The organism is Phreatobacter oligotrophus, from assembly GCF_003046185.1.
Classification (GTDB): domain Bacteria; phylum Pseudomonadota; class Alphaproteobacteria; order Rhizobiales; family Phreatobacteraceae; genus Phreatobacter; species Phreatobacter oligotrophus.
In genome coordinates, this window is record NZ_PZZL01000001.1 from 656000 (window position 1) to 679175 (window position 23176).

Sequence of the window (23176 nt, forward strand, 5' to 3'; positions counted from 1 at the left end):
TGGGTTGACCGCTGTCCGGCAACCCCATAATGATAGCAAAATCAGAGTGATAAGGAGCGTCCCCGGCACCTGCTGCCGTAAGGGGTGCCCGATCAGAGGCCGATGCTGGGGGTGAACATGGCGGGCAGGACGGTCACGCGTGCCGATCTGTGCGAGGCGGTCTATCAGAAGGTCGGTCTGTCGCGGACCGAATCCGCCCAACTGGTCGAGCTCGTCCTGCGCGAGATCACCGATTGCCTCGCCGATGGCGAGACGGTGAAGCTCTCCTCGTTCGGCTCCTTCGTCGTCCGGTCCAAGGGGGAGCGCATCGGCCGCAACCCCAAGACCGGCCAGGAAGTGCCCATCGCGCCCCGTCGCGTGATGGTCTTCAAGCCCTCGAACATCCTCAAGGCCAAGATCAACGGCCAGAGCGGCGAAGGCCTGAAGGACTGATACAAGACGCGGCCCGCATTCCCGCGCGGTCGCGATTGCCGGAACGTCACGAATCCGCCACCGTTGCGCGGCCCGATGTCCCTTTGCCATCGCGCCTATCAGTGAAGCACGACGAGCGTGGACAAGGCCCCCGACGCATACCGCACGATCAGTGAGGTCGCTGATGACCTCGACCTGCCGCAGCACGTTCTGCGGTTCTGGGAGACGCGGTTCAGCCAGATCCGCCCGCTGAAGCGCGGCGGCGGGCGTCGCTATTACCGCCCCGAGGACATCGATCTCCTGAAGGGGATCCGCCACCTGCTCTACGGCGAGGGCTACACGATCCGCGGCGTCCAGCGGATCATCAAGGAGAATGGCGTCAAGGCGATCCAGGCGCTTGGTCGCGGGGAGGGGGCCTCGCCGCTGCAGAAGCCGCGCGGACCCGAGATCATCGATCCCGGCCGCGAGCCCGACGAGCCGCCGGCCCGGCCCGCCACCCGCGTCCCCGTTTTCGCCGAGGCGGCCTATCCCACGCCCCCCTTCATCCCCGCCGATCTCGGAGAGGAGGACGAGCCGGAGGCCGAGGACGACGAGCCGCTGGAGCTGCCGCCGACCACCATCGCCCGGCCCGCGCCGCCCGCGCCGATCGCCCGCCCGCCAGCTGCGGCCCAGCCGGTCTACTCGCGGCCTCTCGTTGCACGTCCCGCGGTGATCCCGCCCACCCGGCCGGCGACGGCGCCGCGCGTCGAACCGCCCTTTGTCGCGGGTCCGGCCTCCGCCGGCCATGCGGCGCAGCAGGATGTCGCGACGGTGCCGATGGCCGAGCCTCCCGCCGTACCGGCGTCCCCGTCGCCGTCCATGCCCTCCATGCGGCCTGCCGTGCGCGACGTCGCGCCTCCGCCGCCGGCGGCACGGCTGGCGGCCGACGACATTCGCCGGCTGCAGGCTGCCCTCTACGAACTGCTGGAATGCCGCAAGCGCCTCGACGAGGCCTTCGACCCGCGCTGAGGCTCAGCGCCGCCAGGGCGGCGGCGCGGGCGGCGGCGGTGCCTTGGCCTGTTCCTCGATGCGGCGGGCCATGTGGTCGGCGACGTCCCGCACCGTTTGCAGGCTCTGGTCGAGCTGACCCGCCTGCTGGTTGGCGAATTCGAGCTCCGCGATGATCTTGTCGATGCGCGACAGCGCCAGGGGGTCGGGGCGGCTCACCGCCTCGCTGCCGAAGATGATGCAGAGCGGGCCGACCGGAATGAGCAGGCTCAAGCCGATGGTCACCTGCCAGAGAAGGTTGCGGTCGTCGAAGCTCGCGGCATTCAGCGCGCCGACATAGGCCGCGCCGATGGCGGCTGGCAGGACAAGGACGATGACGATCCCCGTCCAGCCGATCAGCCGAGGCCTCAGCCGCGTCGACACCTGCATGATGACACCCGCTCCCGTCCCGCAGCAAAGTGTGGGGCGAGAGCGGGTGCCTTTTCAAGAGGATGGGCGCCGTGCCTCAGCGGTGGGTCGGCGTGGGCGGCGCGGGGGTGCTGGCCACCGGCGGGTTCGGCACGTTGCCGGAGGCCGGGCTGCGCGGATCGGGCGCGGGATCGACCGTGCTCGCCTCGCGCCCGCGCTCGGCATTGGCGCGGCTGCGGACCATCCGGCCCTCGTGGCCGGCCTCGACGCCCTGGGCATTCTCGTCGTCCGCCGTCATCCCGCCGCCCGACGAGCCGCCGGACGAACTGGAGCCGCCCATGCCGCCGTCGGGCTGGGCGGGCGGAACCTGGGCGAGGGTGGGGATGGCGGTCGCGAGCAGCAGGGGCAGGGCGAGGGCGGCGAAGCGGGTCATGATGGCTCCGGGACAGGGAAGAGGGGGCGCCGCGAGGGCGCCCCGTCCTGGGTCACGTCAGCGTTGTCAGGGCTGGTTGCGCGGGGCCGCGGGAGCGGGCGAGGGAGCCGGCGACAGGCTGGGAGCCGGGGTCATCGTGCCGGCCGGCTGGCCCGAGGGCGGCGTCGCCGAGCGCGGAACCGAGCCCGTGGTGGTGGCATCGGGGGCAGGCTGCGCCGCCGGAGCGGGCTGGCTTGTCTGCGTCGTCGCATTGTTGCCGGCGGGCTGGCCGCCCATCATCGAGAAGATGACGAGGCCGAGCACGAGGACGGCCGCGAGGCCGCCGATCATGCCCTAGTTGCCGCTGGTCGAACGGCCGATCCGCGGGTCGGTCGGCGGGTCGAGATCGGAACGACGGCCGCCGTCAAGCCGTGTCGGCTCCACCGGGATGCGGTCGGGATTGCGCGGGTCGATATGCGTCATGGTCGGGGTCCTCCTTGTCGGGAAGAACCCCGGACAGGGGGATGGGTTCCGCTAGGCCGCAACCGCTACGGGGTTGTCATGGATAGAACCGAAGCTCTCGACGCACAGTTATGGCCCCGTTCGGTCGATCCACTACTGCGTCTAGGCGACGCCTTGCTCGATGAGCCATTTGAAGATCTCAACCAGGATCTTGACCACATATTCGATGATGAACTTCCAGTCGGGCTTGAAGCGCATGGCGCTATCTCTCGTGTGTGGGACACGTGAGGAGGCTGATCGAGGAGGCGATGCGGCGCTATGAACCGAGGGCAATGAGTTGGCGCCCTCGCGCCCGTGGGCAGACCGGATGACTGGGGGGTAGACCGTCCCAATGCGCGTCTGCAGGCGCTTTTATGTATTTGTATTTTTGAGGAAATTGGTCGGAGTGCCGAGATTTGAACTCGGGACCCCTTGCACCCCATGCAAGTGCGCTACCGGGCTGCGCTACACTCCGACCGTGCGGGGGATTTAGGACGTTTCGCGCGCCACTGCAACCCGGTTCGCAAGGGCGAGGCCCCAGAGCAGGCCGGCCAGCACCCAGAAGTGCCGCCAGTGGTCGCTGTCGATGATTTGGCCCTCGAAGGCAAGGCCGCAGAAACAGGCAAAGACGGCCGTTGCGGCGGGTCTCACCGGCGAGCGGCCGAGCGCTGCGACGAGGCCGACCACCAGCGTTGCCCCGACGAGGACGTGATAGGCGATGCCGCCGATCCAGCCGCCGGACATGAAGGCGTTGAGATAGACGTTGTGGACGTCCTCGGGGAAGAATCGGGTGAATTGCAGCGGCCCGATGCCCATGGGCAGGTCCAGCGCCATCTGCCAGCCATAGGCATGGCGGCCGAAGCGGCCCATCGGACCCGAATCGTAGCTCTGGTTGAAGCTCGCGCGCTCCTTCATCAGCTCGGCGACCTTGTCGATCGAGAGCAGCACCCCGACGAAGACGGCGAGCAGGATGGCGCCGAGCCCGACGACGACGAGGATTCGCACCCGCTCGGCGCGGCTCTTGGCGGTGAGGAAGAGCAGCGCCGTCATGATCAGGGCCGACAGGCCGAAATGGATCCAGGCGCCGCGCGAGAAGGAGAGCAGCAGCGCCACCAGCAGCACGGCGAGCACGCCGCCAGCGCGGACCATCTGGCCGGCCGTGCCGCGGAAGAAGGCCTGGATGGCCATCAGCATGGGCAGGATCAGGAAGGGGCCGAAGACATTGGGATCGTTGAACGTCCCCTTGGCGCGGGCATAAAGCGTGAAGAGGTCGAAGGCGCCGGGGAAGAGGCGGAAATAGCCGGCAATGCCGGCAGCAGCGGCGATGAGGGCCGCCAGCGTCCAGGCCCTGAGAATGACGTCGAGGCGCCCCTCGGTCTCCTCCGCCACGATCACCGCGAAGAAGATCATGGTGAGGGCGAGATACCAGGAGACGACCACCCAGACGGCGACCTTCGGCGCCCACAGGACGGGGATCGCCGCCGTCGTCAGCCCGAGGCAATAGACGACAAGAATGAGGACGAGGGGGCCGTGAACGGGCCGCAGGCGCAAGGCCCCGGTCGCCATGAAGGTGAGGATCGCCACCAGCGCGCCGATCTCATAGGGGCTCGGCTCGGCGAAGACGAAGGCGCCGCCCACCAGCATCAGCCAGAGGACGGCGCGGCGCAGCGGCTCGGCGCGGTCTGTCCCCCCGGCGGCGGTCGCGGGGAGGGCGAGGGTCAAAACGCGTTCTCGCGGTGCTTGGCGAGCGAGATCGGCGTCATCGCCAGGATGTAGAGGTCGAACAGCACCGACCAGTTCTCGATGTAGTAGAGGTCGTGCTCGACGCGGCGCTGGATCTTCTCAGGGGTATCGGTCTCGCCGCGCCAGCCATTGATCTGCGCCCAGCCGGTGATACCGGGCTTCACCTTGTGGCGGGCGAAATAGCCGTCGACCACGTCGTCATAGAGCTTGTCGGCAGCCTTGGCATGGGCGGCATGGGGGCGCGGGCCGACCAGCGACAGGTTGCCCTTGAACACCACGTTGAAGAGCTGCGGCAGCTCGTCGATCGAGGTCTTGCGGATGAAGCGGCCGACGCGGGTGACGCGCGGATCGCCCTTGCTGACGAGCTTCGAGGCGGTGGCGTCGCTCATGTCGGTGTACATGGAGCGGAACTTGAACACCTCGATCATCTCGTTGTTGAAGCCGTAGCGCTTCTGGCGGAAGAAGACCGGGCCCTTCGAGTCCAGCTTCACGGCAATGGCGGTGAGGATGAAGAGCGGCGCCAGGGCGATCAGCGCGGCCGTGCCGACGACCTTGTCGAACACCCATTTCAGCACGATGTCCCAGTCCTGGATCGGCTTGTCGAAGACGTCGAGGACGGGGACGTTGCCGATGTAGGAATAGGCACGCGGGCGGAAGCGCAGCTTGGCGGTGTGGGCGGCGAGGCGGATGTCCACCGGCAGAACCCAGAGCTTGCGCAGCATGTCCAGCACGCGCTTCTCCGCCGTCATCGGGATGGTGACGATGACGAGATCGACGCGGGTGCGGCGGGCAAATTCCAAGAGGTCGTCAACCGTGCCGAGCTTCGGCACATGGGCGGCATGGGCGGGCGAGCGCTCGTCAGTGCGATCGTCGAAGGTGCCGCAGATGGTCACGTCCGACTCGGACTGGGCGAGGATCGAGCGGATGAGCTCCTCGGCCGGCTCACCGCCGCCGACGACGACGGCGCGGCGCTGCAGGCGGCCGGCGCGCGACAGGGTCCGCACGAGCTGGGCGAGGCCGACGCGGCCGGCGGTCAGCGCGACGAGGCCGATGCCATACCAGGTGCCGAGCCAGAGCCGCGATAGCTCCTCGCCGGCCTTGAGAAAGAAGGCCGCCGCCATGGCCACCAGGAACACCAGCGTCCAGGCGAAGAACAGCCGGCTGAACTGGGCGACGTGGGTGCGGAAGACGTGGATATTGTAGAGGCCGGCGGCCTGGAAGGCGGCGAGCGTCAGCCCCGGGACGGCGCAGAGCCCGATCAGCGAGGGCCACTGCACGCCGTGCGTCGGGAACACCCAGGCGAGATAGATCGTGGCGCCGAGGGCAAGCACCGCGGCGAATTCGACGAGACGGACGAGCCCAGACAGGACGACGGGCGAATAGACGGGGCCAACGGCCTCGTCGGCGATGCGGGTGGCGAGGTCCGATAGCGGGCGGCGCTCGTCGCTTGCCGCAGGCGACGGGGCGGTCTCTGCCGCCTTCAGAATGTCGCGTCCCGTGATCCCCAGCATGGCTGCGGTACTCCCTCTCCCGGATTGTCGTGGATTAACCGCAAAAGGTTGCTTTTCGCTTGCGGGCTCACGCGCGCGCGGCCAGCGCGTCGGCATAGGCGGCGAGGACGCCGTCGGTCATGGCGCGCACGGAGAAATGCGCCTCCACGCGCTCGCGCAGGCGCGCGGCGAGGGCTGCCGTCTCGTCCCGCTCGTCGAGCGCGCGCGCGATGGCCTCGGCCAGCGCCCAGTCGCTGCCCGGCGCGACGAGCGCCCGCGCATCGGGCCCGAAGATCTCGGCGATGCCGCCGACCGCCGTGGTCACCAGCGGCACGCCGGCCGCCGCCGCTTCCAGAATGATGTAGGGCAGCGATTCCGCCCGTGACGGCGCCACCAGGATCCGCCCCCGCGCGAAGGCCTCGCGCGCCGGCAGCGCGCCAGCGAAGGTGATGCTGGCGGACAGGTCCCTGTCGATGACCCGCTGGCGGAAGGCTGCCGCATCCGGCCCATCGCCGACCAGGGTGGCGGTGAGGCTCCGTCCGCGGGCCTTGAGCAGCGCCAGCGCGTCGATGAGGAGGTCGACGCCCTTGAGCTGGCGCAGCTCGCCGACGAAGAGCAGATCGGTCGCATCGTCGCGCAGCGGCACAGGCGCGAATTCGCCGGCGCTGACCCCGTTATGGACGACGCGCACCAGCCCCTTCGGCTTGGACACCTTGGCCTCGAAGGCGCCGAGGCCATAGCGGCTCTCGAAGAGGAAGAGGTCGGTGCGGGCGGCGAGCACCTGCTCCAGGGTGAGGTAGACGAAGCCGACGGGCGTGCCGCGCGAATAGTGCAGGCTGCCGCCATGGGGTGTGTAGGCCTTGACCCGGTTGCCGCCGACGAGGCGCGCAAAGGCGCCGCCCTTGGAGCCATGGCCGTGGACGACATCCACCTGGTGCCGCGCCAGCACCTCGGCGACGGACCGTCCCGCCGACCAGTCGGAAGGCCCGAGCTCGCGCGCCATGGGCACGCGGGTGAGGCCGAGGGCGAGCAGCGGCGTCAGCCCCGCAAAGATGGTGTCGGCGCGATCACCGCCGGTGGAGGAATCGGCGACGATGCCGACCCGGTGTCCGTGCGCCGCCTGTTCGCCCGCGAGGTCCACCACATGGCGGAACAGCCCGCCGACCGGCGAGCGCATGACATGGAGAATGGAGAGGGGACGATCCAAGGCCGCGGGCCGCCTAGAACCAGCGCTCGCGCACCACCACGGTGTCGCCGGGCGCCAGCGGATGGGTGAGCGGCACGTCGGCGCGGTAGAGCTGGCCGTTGACCTTGCGCGTCACCTCGACGTTCCAGCGGTTGGCGCGCGGGGTGAAGCCGCCGGCAATGGCGATGGCGTTCTGCGCCGTCATGCCGGAGACGAAGGGGAACTGCCCGCCGGCGGTGACCTCGCCCATGATGAAGAAGGGACGATAGGTCTCGACCTCGACCGAGACGCTGGGCTCGCGGATGAAGCCGCCGCGCAGGCGCCCGGCGATCTCGCGGGCCAGGGCGTCCGTCGACTTGCCGGCGGCAGGCACCAGGCCGATCAGCGGCATGGCGATGGCGCCGGTCGCGTCCACCGCATAGGAATTGGTGAGGCCCTCCTGGCCGAAGACCACGACCCGCAGGCGATCGCTGGTGTCGAGGAGGTAGGGTCCGCGCGGCATGATCTGCTCATGCGGGACGAGGGTGCCTTCGCGGCCGACCGGGCCCACCGGACCGCGTGTCGTGTCGACGATGGTTCCGGGACCCGCGCCCGGACGCCCGGCGCAAGCCGCCAGCATCAGCGCCGTGGTGAGGATGAAAAGGGAACGCGTCACGCCTGAGCCCCATGAGAGCACTTAAGCCATGGGCGGACTATCGGCGGTCGTGGTTAACAAAGGCTCAAGGCCGCGCGTCTGGCGTGTAGCGGGTTAACCCGATGGCAACCCTAATGTTTTCTAATCATCCCATTGATGATGACGTGCATGTGGTGGGAGCAGGGTTGTGGCAGGTGGCGACATACCGGCACGGGATCGGCCTTCTCTTGTCGATCTGGATCTGAAGGGTCTGGCGGAGGCGCTCTGGGCCCGCCGGGTCTGGATCATTGCGCCCGCTCTGGTTGCGCTCGCGGGCTCCTTCGTCGCCGTGACGCTCACCACGCCGACCTATCGCTCCGAGACGCGCCTGCTCGTCGAGAACGGCGAGTCGCCCTACACCCGCCCGGAGAGCGACCGCTCCGCCGGTGATCGTGCCACCGTCGACCAGGAGGCCGTCCTCAGCCAGGTCCAGCTGGTTCTCTCCCGTGATGTCGCCAAGACGGTCGCGGAGAAGCTGGAACTGTCCGGCAAGCCCGAATTCGATCCGGCCCTGCGCGGCTTCAATCCCGTCAAGCAGGTCTTCATCGCCCTCGGGCTGATGGACAATCCGCTGCGCATGACGGCGGAGGAGCGGGTGCTGCGCTCCTATTTCGAGAAGCTCTCGGCCTTCCAGGTCGACAAGAGCCGCATCGTCGCCGTGCAGTTCGAATCGCAGGATCCGCTGCTGGCGGCGCGTGCCGCCGACACCATCGCCGCAGCGGTGATGGAGGCGCAGCAGGCCAACAAGCGGGCCCAGACGCGCAATGCCAGCCAGTGGCTGTCCGGCGAGGTCGACGGGCTGCGCCGCAAGGTCGAGGAGGCCGAGGGCCGCGTCGAGACGTTCCGCGCCCGCGCCAATCTCTTCGTCGGCTCCAACAACACCAGCCTCACGGCGCAGCAGCTCGCCGAGGTGAACAGCCAGATCGCCTCCGCCCGCGCCCAGCAGTCCGACGCCCAGACCCGTTCGCGCCTGCTGCGCGACTTCCTGCGCTCGGGCCGCCCGATCGAATCGGGCGATGTCATCAATTCCGAGATCATCCGCCGCCTGACCGAGCAGCGGGCGGCCGTGCTCGCCCAGCTCGCCGAGCAGTCCTCGACGCTGGGCCCGCGCCACCCCCGAATCGCCGAGCTTCAGGCCCAGCGCTCGAGCCTCGAGACGCAGATGCGCTCCGAGGCCGAGAAGCTGGTGCGGGTGCTGGAGAACGATGCCCGTTTCGCCGGCGCCCGCGTCGAGGCGCTGCAGCAGACCCTCGACCAGGTGAAGCGCCAGGCGAGCCAGGCCAGCGAGCAGGAGGTGCAGTTGCGGGTTCTGGAGCGCGAGGCGAAGTCGCTGCGCGATCAGCTCGAGACCCTGCTCGCCCGCTACCGCGACGCCTCGGCCCGCGACACGCTCGCCGCGCTGCCCGCCGATGCCCGCATCATCTCGCGGGCTCTCGTCTCCAACGTCCCGGCCTTCCCCAAGAAGATCCCGACCATCCTCATCGTCACGCTGGGCACGCTCATCCTCGCCATCGCCATCGCCGCCACCCTGGCGCTGCTCTCAGGCGAGGGGCGTCCTGCCGCTGCCGCCCTGGCAGACGACGAGAACCACTCGGACGAGAACCATCGGGACGAGGCGGTCGATGCCCCGCCGCTGGCCGCCGCCTGTGACGAGCCTGGCCTTGCGGTTCCTGTCGCCCAGCCCGACTGCATCGGTGCGCTGGCACGCCTTCTCGACGCCGAGCCGCATTCCGGCGCTTCCCGCCGCACGCTGGTGACCGGCTCCTCCGATGCGCTCGCCGCCTCCGCCGTGGCCCTGGCTCTTGCCCGCGAGCTGGCCGGTGCCGGCCGCCGGACGGTGCTCGTCGATTGCGATCCGGCTGAGGCGCCGCTCTCCGGTCTTGCGGGTCCTGCGGCTCCCGGACTGTCGGATCTTGCCGCCGGCCAGGCCTCAATCGGCGCCATCATCCACGAGGACCCGATGTCTCCGGCCCATATCGTGCCCTGCGGCACGCTCGGTGCGGTTGAGCCGGATATGGCTGAGTTCGTCATCGACGCGCTCGCCCGTTCCTACGATGCGGTGGTGATCGCGGCCGGCCGCCTGCCGGCAAACCCGGCAGATTTCGACGCGCTCTGCCGCCTGGGCGACGATGCCGTGGTGGTCGCCGAGGGCGACAGCCGCGATCCCCTTGTCGAGGCGGCCTATGGACGGCTCGTCGGGGCGGGGCTGAAGCCGGTGGTGGTGATGCTGGCGGCCGAAGAGGACGAGGCGGTCGCTGCCTGAAGCCTCAAGCCGAGAGGCGGCCGCGCAGACGCCGCAGCCGCACGATCAGCGGCCAGAGGCGCGGCGACTGCTTGATGCGCCGCTTCATCTGCCCCGCCATGTCCTGGACGAAGGCCGCGGCCTGGCCCTTGGCCGTGACCGGCACGGCAAGATCGAACAGCGCGTCGGTGCCGTCGCAGATATGGCTCTTGTAGTCGGCCTCGCCGGCGCCGAGGTCGAAGACCGTCAGGCCGCGCTCGCAGCAATGGCGGATGAGATGATGCAGCAGCAATTCACCGGGGCTGTGGCGCTGCTGCGGACCCGGCGCCATGGCGTTGAACATGCCGGAATAGCGCCCGGCGGCGATGGTGCCGCCGAACAGCGCCACGGGCTCGTCGCCAACGATGAGGGCGCAGAGTTCGATGGCCGGGCTGTCGCCGGCGGCAGCAGCCAGGATGAAGTCGCGGGTCCCCAGCTCGGCGAAGACGTTGGGGATGCCGAGCTCGGCGAAGCGGGCGGCCTTGTGGGCCAGGAAGGCATCGGTGAAGCGGGCAATGGTCGCCGCGTCGCGGGCGACCGTGAATGTCACTGCGCCCTCGTCGGCGAGCGCACGCTCCTTCTTGCGGAGCTTGCGGCGGGAGGCCGAGGAGACGACGCGCTCCAGCACGGCCTCGGCGTCGGGCCCGAGCGCCAGATGATAGCCGAAGGACGGCGAGAGACGGTGCGGCAGGAGCGCCAGCGGATTGGCCTGTCCCGCCCAGGCGAGCGGCTGGTTGGCGAAGGCGAAGACGTCGATGGCGGCGGGGGCCTTGCGGGCCACCTCACCGAGGATGGAGCGCAGGGCCGCAGCGTCGAGCGAACGGGCAAAAGCCGGCCGCCACAGGCCCATGGCGAAATTAACGTGCTTGCCGCCGATGAAGGAGGCCGTGGCCACGCCGCGGCGCCGTGCGATGGTGAGCGGCAGAAGCGCCTGCGGCCGGCCGGCTGCGTCGCTGACGAGGGCGATGCAGGTGGTCTCGCCGGTGCCGAGATGGCGCTGGAAGGTCTCCTGCCAGGCGAGGAGCTGGTAGCCGCTGTGCGGCGCCTCGGCGATCAGCGCCTGCCAGGCCTTGCGCACGGCGTCGAAATCGGTCGTCACGCCCACCGCGAAGGGCAGGGCGGGCGCGGACGTTTGCGCAGGCGCGTCGGTGATCTCGGCGACCAGGCTCATCGGTTCCGCCCTTCGTGTCAGGGTTGCAGGCTGTCAAAGAAGTCTCAAGAAATGGTTGGCACCATCGGAGTCCGGGTTTTTGCTGAGATGATGAGGGGAGGTGCTCGGGAATGAGCGGGCTCAGGACGTCCGTTTTCAAGGCTGGTCTGGAGGCGCTCTATCTGACGGGCGCCCACCGCATGCTGCGCCCGATCACCGGTGGCATCGGCGCCATCCTGATGCTCCATCACGTCCGCCCGGCGGAGCCTCGGGATTTCGCCCCCAATGCGCTGCTCGAGGTGACGCCCGACTATCTCGACAGCGTCGTCGAGCGCGTCCGGCAGGCCGGCTTCGACATCGTCGCCATGGACGAGGTTCCCGGCCGCATTGCGCTTGGCGGGGAGGGCCGGCCCTTCGTCGCCTTCACCTTCGACGACGGCTATCGCGACAATGCCGAATTCGCCTATCCCATCCTGAAGAAGCACGGCGCGCCCTTCACAATCTACCTGCCGACCTCGTTCATGGACCGCCGCGGCGAGCTCTGGTGGCTGGTCCTGGAACACACCGTGCGCACCCAGCGCGCCGTGACCGCGACCATTGCCGGTCGCTCCGTCCATTTCGACTGTTCGACCGCGTCGCTGAAGACCGAGGCCTTTCGCGAGATCTACTGGTGGTTGCGATCGCTGCCCGAGACCGAGCTGCGCGCCTATGTCCGCGACCTCTCCGCCCGCCACGGCATCGACTTCCGCGACATCTGCCGCGACCTCTGCATGACCTGGGACGAGGTGAGGGCGCTCGGCGCCGACCCCCTGGTCACCTTCGGCGCCCATACGGTCGAGCACCTGATGCTCGCCAAGTTCCCGGAGGAGACGGTCCGGCAGGAGCTGGTCGCCTCCAAGGCGCGGGTCAAGGACGAGCTCGGCCGCCCCGTGCACCATTTCGCCTATCCGGTGGGGGACCCGACCTCGGCCGGGCCGCGCGAATTTGCCCTTGCCCGGGAGGCGGGCTTCACCACCGCGGTGACGACGCGCCCCGGCGTGCTCTTTGCCGAGCATGCCGACCACCTGACCGCTCTGCCCCGCGTCTCGCTCAACGGCCATTTCCAGTCGCTGCGCTATCTCGACGTGCTGCTCTCCGGCGCCGCCTTCGCCTTTTTCAACAGGTTCCGCAGGGTGAACGCGGCCTGAGCGGCCTCCACCGGATTTTCCGCCGCGCCCCCGTCGCGAGAAGGCCTGAATCAGATAGTTTGTGACGCCGGCCGCCTGTCGCGGTCTGCCCAGCATGAACGGTCGATGTCAGACGCCAACGGAACTCGCCCCTTTTCCGCCTTCGAGTGGATGCTGTCGCTGCGCTACCTGCGGGCGCGGCGGAAGGAGGGATTCATCTCGGTCATCGCCGGCTTCTCCTTCGTCGGCATCATGCTCGGCGTCGCGACGCTGATCATCGTCATGGCGGTGATGAACGGCTTCCGGAAGGAGCTGCTCGGCAAGATCCTCGGCGTCCAGGGCCACATGGTGCTGCAGCCGATCGACACGCCCCTGACCGACTATGCGGCGGTGGCGACGCGGCTGATGCGCATCCAGGGCGTCCGGCTTGCCGCTCCCGTCATCGAGGGCCAGGCGCTGGCCTCTTCCGCCTTTAACGCCGGCGGCGCCATCGTCCGCGGCATGCGGGCCGAGGATTTACGGCGCCTGCCGCTCATCTCCACCAACATCAAGCAGGGCGGGCTGCAGGATTTCGACACGACCGAGGGCGTCATGGTGGGCCAGCGGCTCGCCAACCAGCTGTCGCTGCGCCTCGGCGACAGCCTGACGCTGGTCTCGCCGAAGGGTTCCTCGACGCCCATGGGCATGACGCCGCGGATCAAGGCCTATCCGATCGTCGCCATCTTCGAGGTGGGCATGACCGAGTATGACTCGGCCTTCGTCTTCATGCCCTTCAACGAGGCCCAGGCCTATTTCAACCGCGACGGCGACGCCTCCTCGATCGAGGTCTATACCGACAATGCCGACCGCATCGAGCACTACCGGCGCGTCGTGTCGGAGAGCGTCGAGCGGCCGGTCTTCATCGTCGACTGGCGCCAGCGCAACGCCACCTTCTTCTCGGCCCTGCAGGTCGAGCGAAACGTCATGTTCATGATCCTGACGCTCATCGTCTTCGTCGCGGCGCTGAACATCATTTCCGGCCTCATCATGCTGGTGAAGGACAAGGGGCGCGACATCGCCATCCTGCGGACCATGGGGGCGACGCGCGGCGCGGTGATGCGCATCTTCCTCATCACCGGCGCCTCCATCGGCGTGGTCGGCACGCTGGCCGGCTTTGCGCTGGGCGTCATCGTCTGCCTCAACATCCAGTCCATCCAGGAATTCGTCTCCTGGGTCACCGGCACCACGTTGTGGGACCCGACGGTGCGCTTCCTCACCCAGATCCCCGCCGACATGTCCACCGGCGAGACGCTGTCGGTCCTCGTCATGGCGCTGACCCTGTCCCTGCTCGCGACGCTCTATCCGTCCTGGCGGGCGGCCAAGCTCGATCCGGTCGAGGCGCTGCGCTATGAGTGACGTCGTGAACGCCGACCGCCCGGCCGCCAGCGCCCCGAACGAGGAGGCGCCGGTCCTCTGGCTCGACAAGGTCGAGCGCCGCTACACCGAGGCCGGCGCGCCGCTCGAGATCCTCAAGGGCGTCGACTTCGCCATCTGGCCGGGCGAGACCGTGGCGCTCATTGCGCCCTCCGGCACCGGCAAGTCGACGCTGCTTCACGTCGCCGGCCTGCTCGAGGCCCCCGATGGCGGCGAGGTCTATATCGCCGGCAAGGCCACCTCGAAGCTCGCCGACAAGGACCGCACCCGCATCCGCCGCAACGAGATCGGCTTCGTCTACCAGTTCCACCACCTGCTGCCCGAATTCTCGGCGCTGGAGAACGTGGTCCTGCCGCAGATGATCCGCGGGCTCACCTACAAGGAGGCGAAGGCGCGGGCCTCCGAGCTTTTGACCTATCTCGGCCTCGGCGAGCGCCAGACCCACCGTCCCGCCGAGCTCTCGGGCGGCGAGCAGCAGCGCGTCGCCATCGCCCGCGCCGTGGCCAATGCGCCGAGCATCCTGCTCGCCGACGAGCCCACCGGCAATCTCGACCCCAAGACCGCCGACCACGTCTTCTCGGCGCTCGGCCAGCTGGTGCGCGCCTCGCGGCTCGCCGCCGTGGTCGCGACCCACAACATGGACCTCGCCGCCCGGATGGACCGGCGGGTGACCATCCGCGACGGGCTCATCGTCGAACTGTGATGATCTTTACGTTTCGGTAACCGGATGTGTTCGCGCTCCGTTCTCTTCGCTGGACATGAGAACAAAAAAGGAACATGCTGATCTGGTCGCTGAAAACGGAGGACGACATGATCCGCAGTTTCATCGAAGACGCCGCCGCCCTTGTGGCCCTCGGCCTTTTCACCGGCATGCTCACCGTCTGGGCCCAGGCCTTGAATGGCTGACCCCAACCGCTGAGAGACAACCCCACAGCCTGTGCATAGCGGGAGGCCGACGCTCACCGCGCTTGTCGTGAGCCGCCTTGGGGCGGCAAGGTCCGGAGAGACGAGTCGCGCGGCAGGGGCCGCGCCACCGGGAGGCAGGATGTCCGCGCAACCCTTCGTGCATCTGAGGGTCCATTCCTCCTTCTCGCTGCTCGAGGGGGCGCTCTCGGTCGGCAAGCTCGCCAAGCTCGCCGGGCACGACCGGATGCCGGCGGTGGCCATCACCGACACCAACAACCTCTTCGCCGCGCTCGAATTCTCCGAGAAGCTGAAGGGCGAGGGGATCCAGCCCATCGTCGGGCTGACCCTCGGCCTCGACTGCGGCGACCGCGCCGTCGATCCGCGCCGGCCGAACCTTCAAGGCGTGAAGCCGCGCATCGCGGTGCTCGCGGCCTCCGAGGAGGGCTACCGCAACCTCATGGCCCTGACGACGCGGGCCTTCATGGACAGCCCCGATCCTGCCGATGCCGGTGTCGCCTTCGCGGTGCTGGAGGCCCATGCGGGCGGGCTGATCGCGCTGACCGGCGGGCCCGGCGGGCCGGTCGACCAGGCCTTCCGGGAGGGGCAGGGGGACCTTGCCCGGGCGCGCCTTGCCCGCCTCCATGCCGCCTTCGGCGACCGCCTCTATGTCGAGCTCCAGCGCCACGGGCTCGACGAGGAGCGGGCCGTGGAGCCTGACCTCGTCGAGGAGGCCTACCGCCTCGGCCTGCCGCTGGTCGCCACCAACCAGTGCTACTTCGCCTCGCTCGGCGACTATGAGAGCCACGACGCGCTCATCGCCATCGCCGAGGGGCGCATCCTCTCCGATCCCGAGCGGCGCCGGCTCACGCCCGAGCACCGGTTCAAGACCCAGGCCGAGATGGTCGCGCTCTTTGCCGACCTGCCGGAGGCCGTCGCCTCGACGATCGAGATCGCCCGGCGCTGCCACTACCGGCCGAAGACCCGCAAGCCCATCCTGCCGACCTTCACGGAAGAAGCTGGCGGCGTCGCGCTGGACGAGGCGGCGGCGCTCGCCCGCCAGGCCCGCGAGGGGCTCGACCGGCGGCTCGCCGCCCATGGCCCTGCGCCCGGCCTCACCGAGAAGGACTATCGCGACCGGCTCGATTTCGAGCTCTCGATCATCGAGCGCATGAAGTTCCCCGGCTATTTCCTCATCGTGTCGGACTTCATCAAATGGGCGAAGGCCCATGACATCCCGGTGGGACCGGGCCGCGGCTCGGGCGCCGGCTCGCTGGTGGCCTATGCGCTCACCATCACCGACCTCGATCCGCTGCGCTTCGCCCTGCTCTTCGAGCGCTTCCTCAACCCCGAGCGCGTGTCGATGCCGGACTTCGACATCGACTTCTGCCAGGACCGCCGCGACGAGGTGATCCGCTACGTGCAGGAGCGCTATGGGCGCGCCCAGGTCGCCCAGATCATCACCTTCGGTACTCTGCAGGCGCGCGGCGTGCTGCGCGATGTCGGCCGCGTCCTCGAACTCTCCTACGGCCAGGTCGACAAGCTATGCAAGCTGGTGCCGCAGAACCCGGCGGCGCCCGTGACCCTCGACAAGGCGATCGAGGGCGAGCCGAAGCTGCAGGCGGCCCGCGACGAGGATCCGGTGATCGCCCGCCTCTTCGACGTCTCCACCAAGCTTGAGGGCCTCAACCGCCACGCCTCGACCCACGCCGCCGGCCTCGTCATCGGCGACCGGCCGCTGGTCGAGCTCGTTCCGCTCTACCGAGACCCCAAGACCGACATGCCGGTCACCCAGTTCAACATGAAATGGGTGGAGCAGGCGGGCCTGGTGAAGTTCGACTTCCTCGGCCTGAAGACCCTCACCGTGCTGCAGAAGGCGGTGGACCTGATCCGCCGCCGCGGCATCGACATCGACCTCGCGGCCATCCCACTCGATGACGCCAGGACCTACGATATGCTGGCCAAGGGCGAGACGGTCGGCGTGTTCCAGGTGGAAAGCGCGGGCATGCGCAAGGCGCTCGTCGAGATGAAGGCGAGCCGCTTCGAGGACATCATCGCCCTCGTCGCCCTCTACCGGCCGGGCCCGATGGCCAACATTCCCGTCTATTGCGCCCGAAAGCACGGGCTGGAACAGCCCGAATATCCCCATCCCCTGCTGGAACAGGTGCTGTCCGAGACCCACGGCATCATCGTCTACCAGGAGCAGGTGATGCAGGCGGCGCAGATCCTGTCGGGCTATTCGCTCGGCGAGGCCGACCTCCTGCGCCGCGCCATGGGCAAGAAGATCAAGGCGGAGATGGACAAGCAGCGCGAGCGCTTCGTCTCCGGCTGCGTCGAGCGGTCGATCCCCAAGGCCAAGGCCGACGAGATCTTCGACCTGCTGGCCAAGTTCGCCGACTACGGCTTCAACAAGAGCCACGCGGCCGCCTATGCCCTGGTCTCCTACCAGACGGCCTATCTGAAGGCGAACTACCCGGTCGAGTTCATGGCGGCCTCCATGACGCTCGACCTCTCCAACACTGACAAGCTCTCGGAATTCCGCCGCGAGGCGCTGCGGCTCGGCATCCCCGTCGATCCGCCGAGCATCAACCGCTCCGGCGTTCACTTCGACGTCGCCGACGGCCACATCCTCTATGCGCTCGCAGCCGTGAAGGGGGTCGGCGCCCAGGCGGTGGAGGCGATCGTCCAGGCGCGCGGCGACAAGCCCTTCCGCGACCTCGGCGACTTCGCCCAGCGCATCAATCCGCGCATGCTCAACCGCAAGACGCTGGAGAACCTCGCGTCGGCCGGCGCCTTCGACGACCTCGAGCCGAACCGCGCCGCGGCCTTCGCCGCCATCGACCAGGTGCTGGCCGAGGCGCAGCGCCAGGCCGAGGGCCGGGCGCTCGGCCAGGACGAACTCTTCGGCGGCTCGGGCGCGCCGCTCATCCGCGTGCCGAAGGTCGAGCCCTGGCTCCCCGCCGAGAAGCTCGACGAGGAATACAAGGCCATCGGCTTCTTCCTCTCCGGCCACCCGCTCGACGACTACCAGGCGGCGCTGAAGCGCCTGCGCATCGAGCCCTATGCCCAGTTCGCCCGCTCGGTGCGCCAGGGGGCAAGCGCCGGCCGCCTCGCCGGCGTCGTCACCGCCCGCCAGGAGCGCCGCACCAAGACCGGCAATAAGATGGGCATCGTCACCTTCTCCGACCCTTCGGGCCATTACGAGGGCGTGCTGTTCTCCGAAGGCCTCGCGCTCTACCGCGACCTGCTGGAACCCGGCCGGGCCGTGCTCATGGCGGTCGGCGCCGAGGTGCAGGGCGAGGATGTCCGCATCCGCATCCAGTCGGTCGAGCCACTGGATGAGGCGGCGGTGCGCGTCCAGAAGGGGTTCCGCGTCTTCATCGAGGATCTCGGCGCGGTCGACAGCGTCGCCAAGCGCCTGCCGGGCAAGGGCGACGGCGAGGTCAGCCTCGTCATCCGCCTCGCCGATGCAGCGAGCGAGGTCGAGGTGAAGCTGCCGGGGCGCTTTGCCGTCTCACCGCAGATCGCCGGCGCCATCAAGGCGGTGCCGGGCGTGCAGGCGGTGATGGAGCTCTAGGGGGCAAGGCCCTTGAGCCGCGCCGGCAGGTCGGCGATCGCCGCCTCGTCGGCATTGGCGAAGGCGAAGCGCAGGTGGTCGTCCTGGCCCGGGCCGAAATAGGAGCCGGGCAGGCCGAGCACGCCGCGCTCCTTGGCGAGGCATTCGGCGACCCGCTCCGCCGGCACGCCCGCGAAGGGGTGCCGCACATAGGCGAAATAGGCACCGATGGAGGAGATGGACCAGCCGGGGCAGGCCTCCACCACCCGGGCGAAGGCGCTGATGCGGCCGTTGATCGTCGCCCGCATGGTCGCGCGCCAGTCCGCGGTGCCGTCGATGGCCCAGGCCAGCGCCTCCTGGGCGGGGCGGGCCGCGCAGATCTGCACGCTGTCGAGAACTTTCAGGATTTCCCCCATGGCCTGCGGCCCGGCGGTGATGGCGCCAGCGCGGTGGCCGGGCACGGCGTAGCTCTTGGAGAAGGAATAGAGCTGGATGACCGTGTCGCGCCAATCGGGCCGCGTCAGCAGGCCATGGGCGCGGTTGGCGCCATCGGCGAGGAAGTCGCGATAGGTCTCGTCGACGATGAGCGCGAGGCCGCGCCGTTTCGCGAGATCGGCGAAGGCGGCGATGACGCCCTCGGGATAGATCGCACCCGTCGGGTTGTTCGGCGTCACCAGCACCAGGGCCCGCGTCGTCGCGTCGATCAGCGCCTCGGCCGCCGCCACATCCGGCACGAAGCGATCCTCGGGACGGCAGGGCAGGGGCGTGACGCCGATGCCGAGCATCTGCAGCGTCATCTGGTGGTTGAAGTACCAGGGGGCGGGCAGGATCACCGAGGAGCCGGGCCCCGCCACCGCCAGCACCGCCGCGAGGAAGGCGAGGTTGCAGCCGGCGGTGATCGCCACATCGGCAGGACCCACGTCGCCGCCATAGGTCGCCGCCACATCCCGCGCATAGGCCTCGCGCAGGGCGGCATCGCCGAGGATCGCGCCATAGCGTGCGACCTCGGGCCGGGCCGCCGCGGCGCCGAGCCTTGCCAGCAGTTCCGCCGGGGGCGGGGCGCCGGGCGCGGCCTGCGACAGGTCGATGGCCGGGCCGTGGTGGCCGCCATAGGACGCCATCCAGGCGCGCGCCGCCGGAATCGGCGGCGTGCCGGTGTCGAGGACCTGCGGGTTCAGCTGCAGCAAGGGCTCACCAGACGCCGGTGTTCGGCATGGAGGCCCAGGGCTCGGCCGGGGCCTTGGCCTCGCCCTTCTGCAGGATCTCGATGGAGATGGCGTCGGGCGAGCGGACGAAGGCCATGCGGCCGTCGCGCGGCGGGCGGTTGATGGTGACGCCGGCCTTCATCAGCTTCTCGCAGGTGGCGTAGATATCTTCGACCTCATAGGCGAGATGGCCGAAATTGCGCCCGCCCGTGTAGGTCTCCGGATCCCAGTTATAGGTCAGCTCCAGCATAGGCGCGTCGCGCCGGCCGGCGGCGATCGCCGCTTCCGCCGCCGCCTTGTCCTCGGGGGCGCAGAGGAAGACGAGGGTGAACTTGCCCTGCGGAAAGTCGTTCTTGCGAACCTGAACCAGGCCGAGCTTGTTGCAGTAGAAGTCGAGCGACTGGTCGAGGTCCGTGACGCGGACCATGGTGTGAAGGTAGCGCATGGGGGAGAGCCCTTCGTGCGGGAGGTGCCGATGGTGGATGCGGAGTTGAAGACGGCGGCGGACGAACTTGCAAGCCTCCTTGCACAGTCCAGCCGTGCGGTGGCCTTCACCGGTGCGGGCATCTCAACCGAATCCGGCATTCCCGATTTCCGCTCGCCCGGCGGCTTGTGGACCCAGAACAAGCCGATCCCCTTCCAGGCCTTCGTGGCGAGCCGCGAGGCGCGGGCGGAGGCGTGGCGGCGCAAGTTCACCATGGACGACAGCTATCGCGGCGCCGCGCCGAACCGCGGCCACCTGGCGCTCGCGGCCCTCATGCGCGCCGGCCGGCTCGATGCCGTCATCACCCAGAACATCGACAACCTGCACCAGGACTCCGGCATCCCCGACGAGCGGCTCATCGAGATCCATGGCAACGGCACCTATGCGACCTGCCTGGCCTGCCAGCGCCGTTACGAACTCGGCTGGGTGCGCGAGCGCTTCGAGGCGAGCGGAGCGCCGCCGGATTGCGAGGCCTGCGCCGGGCCGGTCAAATCCGCCACCATCTCCTTCGGACAGGCCATGCCGGAGGACAAGATGCGCCGGGCCGCGGCCCTCGCGGCCGATTGCGACCTCTTCCTCGCCATCGGCTCCTCGCTCGTCGTCTATCCCGCGGCCGGCCTGCCTGCCGCCGCGGCCGAGAACGGCGCCAGCCTCGTCATCATCAATCGCGAGCCGACGCCCCTTGACGACATCGCCACGCTGGTCCTGCGCACCGAGATCGGACCGCTCCTGTCGGCGGTCATGGAACGGTTCCAACTGCCACAGGTTTCGTGACCGTGCGTCAACGCCTCGTCCACCAAAGGTCTGGGGACGACGCGCAAAAGCTGATTTTTGGGCTTTGCCGGCGCAGGGCGGGTGCTATCCTCATGGGGAGAATCAGGGTGGGCAGGGATCGAGGCCAAGATCCCGAGAGCGCGGCGGTGAGTGTGATGACGTCGGACGGTTCCGATGCGAATGGCCCCGTGAACAAGGACGGTCAGCGGCGTCTTGCCGATGCGCAAATGGCGCCGGAAGCCGTCCCCGCGGATCTCGTCGAGGTCGCCGGCGCCATCAAGTGGTTTGACGTGGCCAAGGGCTACGGTTTCATCGTTCCCGACGGCGGCGGCCCGGACGTTCTCCTCCACGTCACCACGCTGCGCCGCGACGGCTTCCAGACGGCCTATGAGGGCGCCCGCATCGTCGTCGAGGCGACCGCCCGCCAGCGCGGCCTGCAGGCCTTCCGCGTCCTCTCCATGGACGAATCGACCGCGGTCCATCCGGCCCAGCTGCCGCCGCCGCGCACCCATGTGCACGTGGTGCCGACTTCCGGGCTCGAGCGCGCGGAGGTGAAGTGGTTCAACCGGCTGCGCGGCTTCGGCTTCCTCTCCCGCGGTCCCGGCACGCCCGACATCTTCGTGCACATGGAGACCCTGCGTCGCTATGGCATGACCGAGCTGCGCCCCGGCCAGTGGGTGCTGGTGCGCTACGGCGACGGCTCGAAGGGACTGATGGCCGCCGAGGTGCGGCCCGACGGTGCACCCTTTCCAGCCTCCCATTGACGGGCTAGAACCGCGGCCATGCCCAGCGCCGTGACCTCCGACCTCGCCCTCGCTGACCTCCGGCTCGACCGCCGCCGCCTCCTTGGCGCGGCGTTGCTGTTGCCCGCGGCGCCGGCGCTGGCCGCCGATGCCGCCTTCGCCCAGGGCGAGACCGGCCAGCTCGCCATCGTCACCCGTTCGGGCGCACGCCATCCCTTCATCGTCGAGATCGCCAACACGCCGGAGACGCGCTCCCGCGGCCTGATGTTCCGCCGCGAGCTGCCCGAGGGCCGCGGCATGCTCTTCGAGTTCGGCGCGCGCGAGACCGAGGTCTCGATGTGGATGAAGAACACCTACATCCCGCTGGACATGGTCTTCATCCGCGCCAACGGCCTCATCAACCACATCGCCGAGAACACCACGCCCTTCTCCGAGGCGACGATCTCCTCGAACGGTCCGGTGAAGGGGGTTCTCGAGGTCATCGCCGGCACGGCGAGACGCCTCGGCATCGCCGCCGGCGACCGGGTCGAGCACCCGTTCTTCCGCGGCTGAGGCGCTCCGCGCCGTCCGGCTTGCCGCTGCCGCGGCGCTCGGTTATTGCCTTTGCTCACGGGGCGTAGCGCAGCCTGGTAGCGCGAGAGTTTTGGGTACTCTAGGTCGCTGGTTCGAATCCAGTCGCCCCGACCAGCCTTCGGAGGAATGCCGTGGTCGCCCGTATCTACAAGCCAGCCAGGACCGCCACCCAGTCCGGACAGGCCAAGACCGGCCAGTGGCGGCTCGAGTTCGAGCCGGCCGCGCCGCGCACCGTCGAGCCGCTGATGGGCTACACCAGCTCGACCGACATGGCGCAGCAGGTGAAGCTTTCCTTCGCCACGAAGGAAGAGGCCATCGCCTATGCCGAGAAGAACGGCATCGCCTATCAGGTCTTCGAGGCCGAGGAGCCGAAGAGACGTATCGCCGCCTATTCCGACAACTTCAAGTTCAACCGCGTCGGCGCCTGGACCCATTGAGGGCGGGGCGGCGGCGGGCTCCTTCGGTCCCGTAGCTCAGCTGGATAGAGCATCTGCCTTCTAAGCAGAATGTCGCAGGTTCGAGCCCTGCCGGGATCGCCAGCCTCCATCACCCCGCAAATCCCCCGCCATCGAGGAACGCCTGTTCCTCCGCTGTCGTCGTCCGCCCGAGGATCGCGTTGCGATGCGGGAAGCGGCCGAACCGCGCGATGACGTCGCGGTGGCCGATCGCGTGGGCGTGCGTCTCGCCGCCGATGGCGCGGGTCAGCTCGACCGCGCGCTCCTGGTCCGCCAGCACTTCCGCATGCGAGTAGGGCAGGGACAGGAACACCCTCAAGGCCGGATCGACATGGGCGGCATCGCCCCGCGCATCTGCGATCCGCGCGAAGGAGAGCGCCAGCGGGTCCGTCGCATACATGTGGCCGGTGCCGCGGAAGGCGTTGCGGGGGAATTGGTCGAGCAGGATCATCAGGGCGAGCGCGCCCTCCGCCGTCGCCATGAAGCCGTCGAGCTCCCGGCGTGCGGCGGCGAAATGCGCCTCCCAGAAGCGCTCGCGGAACCGCGCGTCGAAGGCTTCGTCCTTGGTGAACCAGGCGTCCGCGCCCGCCGCGTGCCAGAAGGTGACGACATCGGCGGCGGCGGGCAGGGCGGTCGTTCCGGTCATGCGCATGTCCTCTCGT

Annotated in this window: 23 protein-coding genes, 3 tRNA genes and 1 pseudogene; 14 read left to right on the forward strand and 13 right to left on the reverse strand. The window is 69.1% G+C overall.

The genetic code is table 11. The features are described from left to right. Positions 1–117 precede the first annotated feature (117 nt). Both C8P69_RS03310 and C8P69_RS24545 read left to right on the forward strand, forming a co-directional pair. Entirely contained in the window at positions 118–432 is a 315-nt protein-coding gene (locus C8P69_RS03310) for an integration host factor subunit alpha (protein WP_108174573.1), read from the forward strand. 117 nt (positions 433–549) lie between these two features. After that, a pseudogene (locus C8P69_RS24545) lies at positions 550–805 on the forward strand (MerR family transcriptional regulator); the annotation flags it as partial. Between the two features lie 617 nt (positions 806–1422). Here the strand turns inward: C8P69_RS24545 and C8P69_RS03320 are convergent. The 9 genes from C8P69_RS03320 to C8P69_RS03355 all read right to left on the reverse strand — a co-directional run bounded on the left by C8P69_RS03320 (position 1423) and on the right by C8P69_RS03355 (position 7793). Next, complete coding sequence (locus C8P69_RS03320) at positions 1423–1827, reverse strand: hypothetical protein (protein WP_108174424.1); 405 nt, start codon at positions 1825–1827, stop codon at positions 1423–1425. Between the two features lie 76 nt (positions 1828–1903). Next, positions 1904–2239 (reverse strand): hypothetical protein, encoded by a 336-nt coding sequence (locus C8P69_RS03325; RefSeq protein WP_108174425.1) that lies wholly within the window; start codon positions 2237–2239, stop codon positions 1904–1906. Between the two features lie 66 nt (positions 2240–2305). After that, a complete protein-coding gene (locus C8P69_RS03330; RefSeq protein WP_108174426.1) occupies positions 2306–2569 on the reverse strand; it encodes a hypothetical protein in 264 nt (87 codons plus the stop codon). Between the two features lie 3 nt (positions 2570–2572). Then, positions 2573–2701: a hypothetical protein gene (locus C8P69_RS24400; RefSeq protein ID WP_281260017.1), complete on the reverse strand. Its 129-nt coding sequence runs from the start codon at positions 2699–2701 to the stop codon at positions 2573–2575. A 416-nt stretch (positions 2702–3117) separates the two neighbouring features. Continuing rightward, positions 3118–3194, reverse strand: a tRNA-Pro gene (locus C8P69_RS03335). A 14-nt stretch (positions 3195–3208) separates the two neighbouring features. Next, positions 3209–4441, reverse strand: coding sequence for an O-antigen ligase family protein (locus C8P69_RS03340; protein ID WP_108174427.1), 1233 nt, complete (start codon positions 4439–4441; stop codon positions 3209–3211). Further along, entirely contained in the window at positions 4438–5973 is a 1536-nt protein-coding gene (locus C8P69_RS03345; protein WP_108174428.1) for an undecaprenyl-phosphate glucose phosphotransferase, read from the reverse strand. The genes C8P69_RS03340 and C8P69_RS03345 overlap by 4 nt, the downstream gene beginning before the upstream one ends. Before the next feature lie 67 nt (positions 5974–6040). Continuing rightward, positions 6041–7159 (reverse strand): glycosyltransferase family 4 protein, encoded by a 1119-nt coding sequence (locus C8P69_RS03350; RefSeq protein ID WP_342750193.1) that lies wholly within the window; start codon positions 7157–7159, stop codon positions 6041–6043. A 13-nt stretch (positions 7160–7172) separates the two neighbouring features. Beyond that, positions 7173–7793 carry a polysaccharide biosynthesis/export family protein gene (locus tag C8P69_RS03355; protein ID WP_245901840.1) on the reverse strand — a complete coding sequence of 207 codons (621 nt, stop codon included), beginning with the start codon at positions 7791–7793 and terminating at the stop codon, positions 7173–7175. A gap of 166 nt (positions 7794–7959) precedes the next feature. On the opposite strand from C8P69_RS03355, the gene C8P69_RS03360 reads away from it, so the two are divergent. Next, positions 7960–10074 carry a GumC family protein gene (locus C8P69_RS03360; protein ID WP_108174430.1) on the forward strand — a complete coding sequence of 705 codons (2115 nt, stop codon included), beginning with the start codon at positions 7960–7962 and terminating at the stop codon, positions 10072–10074. A 4-nt stretch (positions 10075–10078) separates the two neighbouring features. Here C8P69_RS03360 and C8P69_RS03365 read toward each other — a convergent pair whose 3' ends face one another. Further along, on the reverse strand, positions 10079–11263 hold the full coding sequence (locus C8P69_RS03365; protein ID WP_108174431.1) for a GNAT family N-acetyltransferase: 1185 nt from the start codon (positions 11261–11263) through the stop codon (positions 10079–10081). 110 nt (positions 11264–11373) lie between these two features. Between C8P69_RS03365 and C8P69_RS03370 the strand changes: the two genes are divergently transcribed. The 5 genes from C8P69_RS03370 to dnaE all read left to right on the forward strand — a co-directional run bounded on the left by C8P69_RS03370 (position 11374) and on the right by dnaE (position 18301). After that, positions 11374–12429, forward strand: coding sequence for a polysaccharide deacetylase family protein (locus C8P69_RS03370; protein ID WP_108174432.1), 1056 nt, complete (start codon positions 11374–11376; stop codon positions 12427–12429). A gap of 105 nt (positions 12430–12534) precedes the next feature. Continuing rightward, positions 12535–13803, forward strand: a complete 1269-nt coding sequence (locus tag C8P69_RS03375; RefSeq protein ID WP_108174433.1) for a lipoprotein-releasing ABC transporter permease subunit — start codon at positions 12535–12537, stop codon at positions 13801–13803. After that, positions 13796–14524: an ABC transporter ATP-binding protein gene (locus C8P69_RS03380; protein ID WP_108174434.1), complete on the forward strand. Its 729-nt coding sequence runs from the start codon at positions 13796–13798 to the stop codon at positions 14522–14524. The genes C8P69_RS03375 and C8P69_RS03380 overlap by 8 nt, the downstream gene beginning before the upstream one ends. A gap of 74 nt (positions 14525–14598) precedes the next feature. Next, entirely contained in the window at positions 14599–14727 is a 129-nt protein-coding gene (locus C8P69_RS24405; RefSeq protein ID WP_281260018.1) for a hypothetical protein, read from the forward strand. A 139-nt stretch (positions 14728–14866) separates the two neighbouring features. Continuing rightward, entirely contained in the window at positions 14867–18301 is a 3435-nt protein-coding gene (gene dnaE, locus C8P69_RS03385) for a DNA polymerase III subunit alpha (protein WP_108174435.1), read from the forward strand. Here dnaE and C8P69_RS03390 read toward each other — a convergent pair. Continuing rightward, positions 18298–19467 carry an aminotransferase gene (locus tag C8P69_RS03390; protein WP_342750194.1) on the reverse strand — a complete coding sequence of 390 codons (1170 nt, stop codon included), beginning with the start codon at positions 19465–19467 and terminating at the stop codon, positions 18298–18300. The two genes, dnaE and C8P69_RS03390, sit on opposite strands and share 4 nt — an antisense overlap. A gap of 4 nt (positions 19468–19471) precedes the next feature. Next, complete coding sequence (gene gloA, locus C8P69_RS03395) at positions 19472–19930, reverse strand: lactoylglutathione lyase (protein ID WP_108174436.1); 459 nt, start codon at positions 19928–19930, stop codon at positions 19472–19474. Positions 19931–19960: 30 nt separating this feature from the next. On the opposite strand from gloA, the gene C8P69_RS03400 reads away from it, so the two are divergent. The 6 genes from C8P69_RS03400 to C8P69_RS03425 all read left to right on the forward strand — a co-directional run bounded on the left by C8P69_RS03400 (position 19961) and on the right by C8P69_RS03425 (position 22598). Further along, positions 19961–20743: an SIR2 family NAD-dependent protein deacylase gene (locus tag C8P69_RS03400; RefSeq protein WP_108174437.1), complete on the forward strand. Its 783-nt coding sequence runs from the start codon at positions 19961–19963 to the stop codon at positions 20741–20743. A 155-nt stretch (positions 20744–20898) separates the two neighbouring features. Next, a complete protein-coding gene (locus C8P69_RS03405) occupies positions 20899–21507 on the forward strand; it encodes a cold-shock protein (RefSeq protein WP_108174438.1) in 609 nt (202 codons plus the stop codon). 18 nt (positions 21508–21525) lie between these two features. Continuing rightward, on the forward strand, positions 21526–22038 hold the full coding sequence (locus tag C8P69_RS03410; protein ID WP_108174439.1) for a DUF192 domain-containing protein: 513 nt from the start codon (positions 21526–21528) through the stop codon (positions 22036–22038). 58 nt (positions 22039–22096) lie between these two features. Beyond that, a tRNA-Pro gene (locus tag C8P69_RS03415) sits at positions 22097–22173 on the forward strand. Positions 22174–22190: 17 nt separating this feature from the next. Continuing rightward, the gene (locus C8P69_RS03420) at positions 22191–22496 is read left to right on the forward strand and encodes an ETC complex I subunit (RefSeq protein WP_108174440.1); all 306 of its coding nucleotides are present in this window, start codon (positions 22191–22193) and stop codon (positions 22494–22496) included. Positions 22497–22521: 25 nt separating this feature from the next. After that, positions 22522–22598: transfer RNA gene (locus C8P69_RS03425), tRNA-Arg, on the forward strand. A gap of 7 nt (positions 22599–22605) precedes the next feature. Here C8P69_RS03425 and C8P69_RS03430 read toward each other — a convergent pair. Beyond that, entirely contained in the window at positions 22606–23160 is a 555-nt protein-coding gene (locus tag C8P69_RS03430) for a DUF924 family protein (RefSeq protein WP_108174576.1), read from the reverse strand. Between the last annotated feature and the right edge of the window lie 16 nt (positions 23161–23176).

Excerpts from the sequence above, each read along its gene's own strand:
- dnaE (WP_108174435.1), top strand. The coding sequence starts at position 14,867 with ATGTCCGCGCAACCCTTCGTGCATCTGAGGGTCCATTCCTCCTTCTCG.
- C8P69_RS03365 (WP_108174431.1), bottom strand. The coding sequence starts at position 11,263 with ATGAGCCTGGTCGCCGAGATCACCGACGCGCCTGCGCAAACGTCCGCG.
- gloA (WP_108174436.1), bottom strand. The coding sequence starts at position 19,930 with ATGCGCTACCTTCACACCATGGTCCGCGTCACGGACCTCGACCAGTCG.
- C8P69_RS03400 (WP_108174437.1), top strand. The coding sequence starts at position 19,961 with ATGGTGGATGCGGAGTTGAAGACGGCGGCGGACGAACTTGCAAGCCTC.
- C8P69_RS03405 (WP_108174438.1), top strand. The coding sequence starts at position 20,899 with ATGACGTCGGACGGTTCCGATGCGAATGGCCCCGTGAACAAGGACGGT.
- C8P69_RS03330 (WP_108174426.1), bottom strand. The coding sequence starts at position 2,569 with ATGATCGGCGGCCTCGCGGCCGTCCTCGTGCTCGGCCTCGTCATCTTC.
- C8P69_RS03310 (WP_108174573.1), top strand. The coding sequence starts at position 118 with ATGGCGGGCAGGACGGTCACGCGTGCCGATCTGTGCGAGGCGGTCTAT.
- C8P69_RS03325 (WP_108174425.1), bottom strand. The coding sequence starts at position 2,239 with ATGACCCGCTTCGCCGCCCTCGCCCTGCCCCTGCTGCTCGCGACCGCC.
- C8P69_RS03375 (WP_108174433.1), top strand. The coding sequence starts at position 12,535 with ATGTCAGACGCCAACGGAACTCGCCCCTTTTCCGCCTTCGAGTGGATG.
- C8P69_RS03380 (WP_108174434.1), top strand. The coding sequence starts at position 13,796 with ATGAGTGACGTCGTGAACGCCGACCGCCCGGCCGCCAGCGCCCCGAAC.
- C8P69_RS03430 (WP_108174576.1), bottom strand. The coding sequence starts at position 23,160 with ATGACCGGAACGACCGCCCTGCCCGCCGCCGCCGATGTCGTCACCTTC.
- C8P69_RS03345 (WP_108174428.1), bottom strand. The coding sequence starts at position 5,973 with ATGCTGGGGATCACGGGACGCGACATTCTGAAGGCGGCAGAGACCGCC.
- C8P69_RS03320 (WP_108174424.1), bottom strand. The coding sequence starts at position 1,827 with ATGCAGGTGTCGACGCGGCTGAGGCCTCGGCTGATCGGCTGGACGGGG.
- C8P69_RS03370 (WP_108174432.1), top strand. The coding sequence starts at position 11,374 with ATGAGCGGGCTCAGGACGTCCGTTTTCAAGGCTGGTCTGGAGGCGCTC.
- C8P69_RS24405 (WP_281260018.1), top strand. The coding sequence starts at position 14,599 with ATGCTGATCTGGTCGCTGAAAACGGAGGACGACATGATCCGCAGTTTC.
- C8P69_RS03410 (WP_108174439.1), top strand. The coding sequence starts at position 21,526 with ATGCCCAGCGCCGTGACCTCCGACCTCGCCCTCGCTGACCTCCGGCTC.
- C8P69_RS24400 (WP_281260017.1), bottom strand. The coding sequence starts at position 2,701 with ATGACGCATATCGACCCGCGCAATCCCGACCGCATCCCGGTGGAGCCG.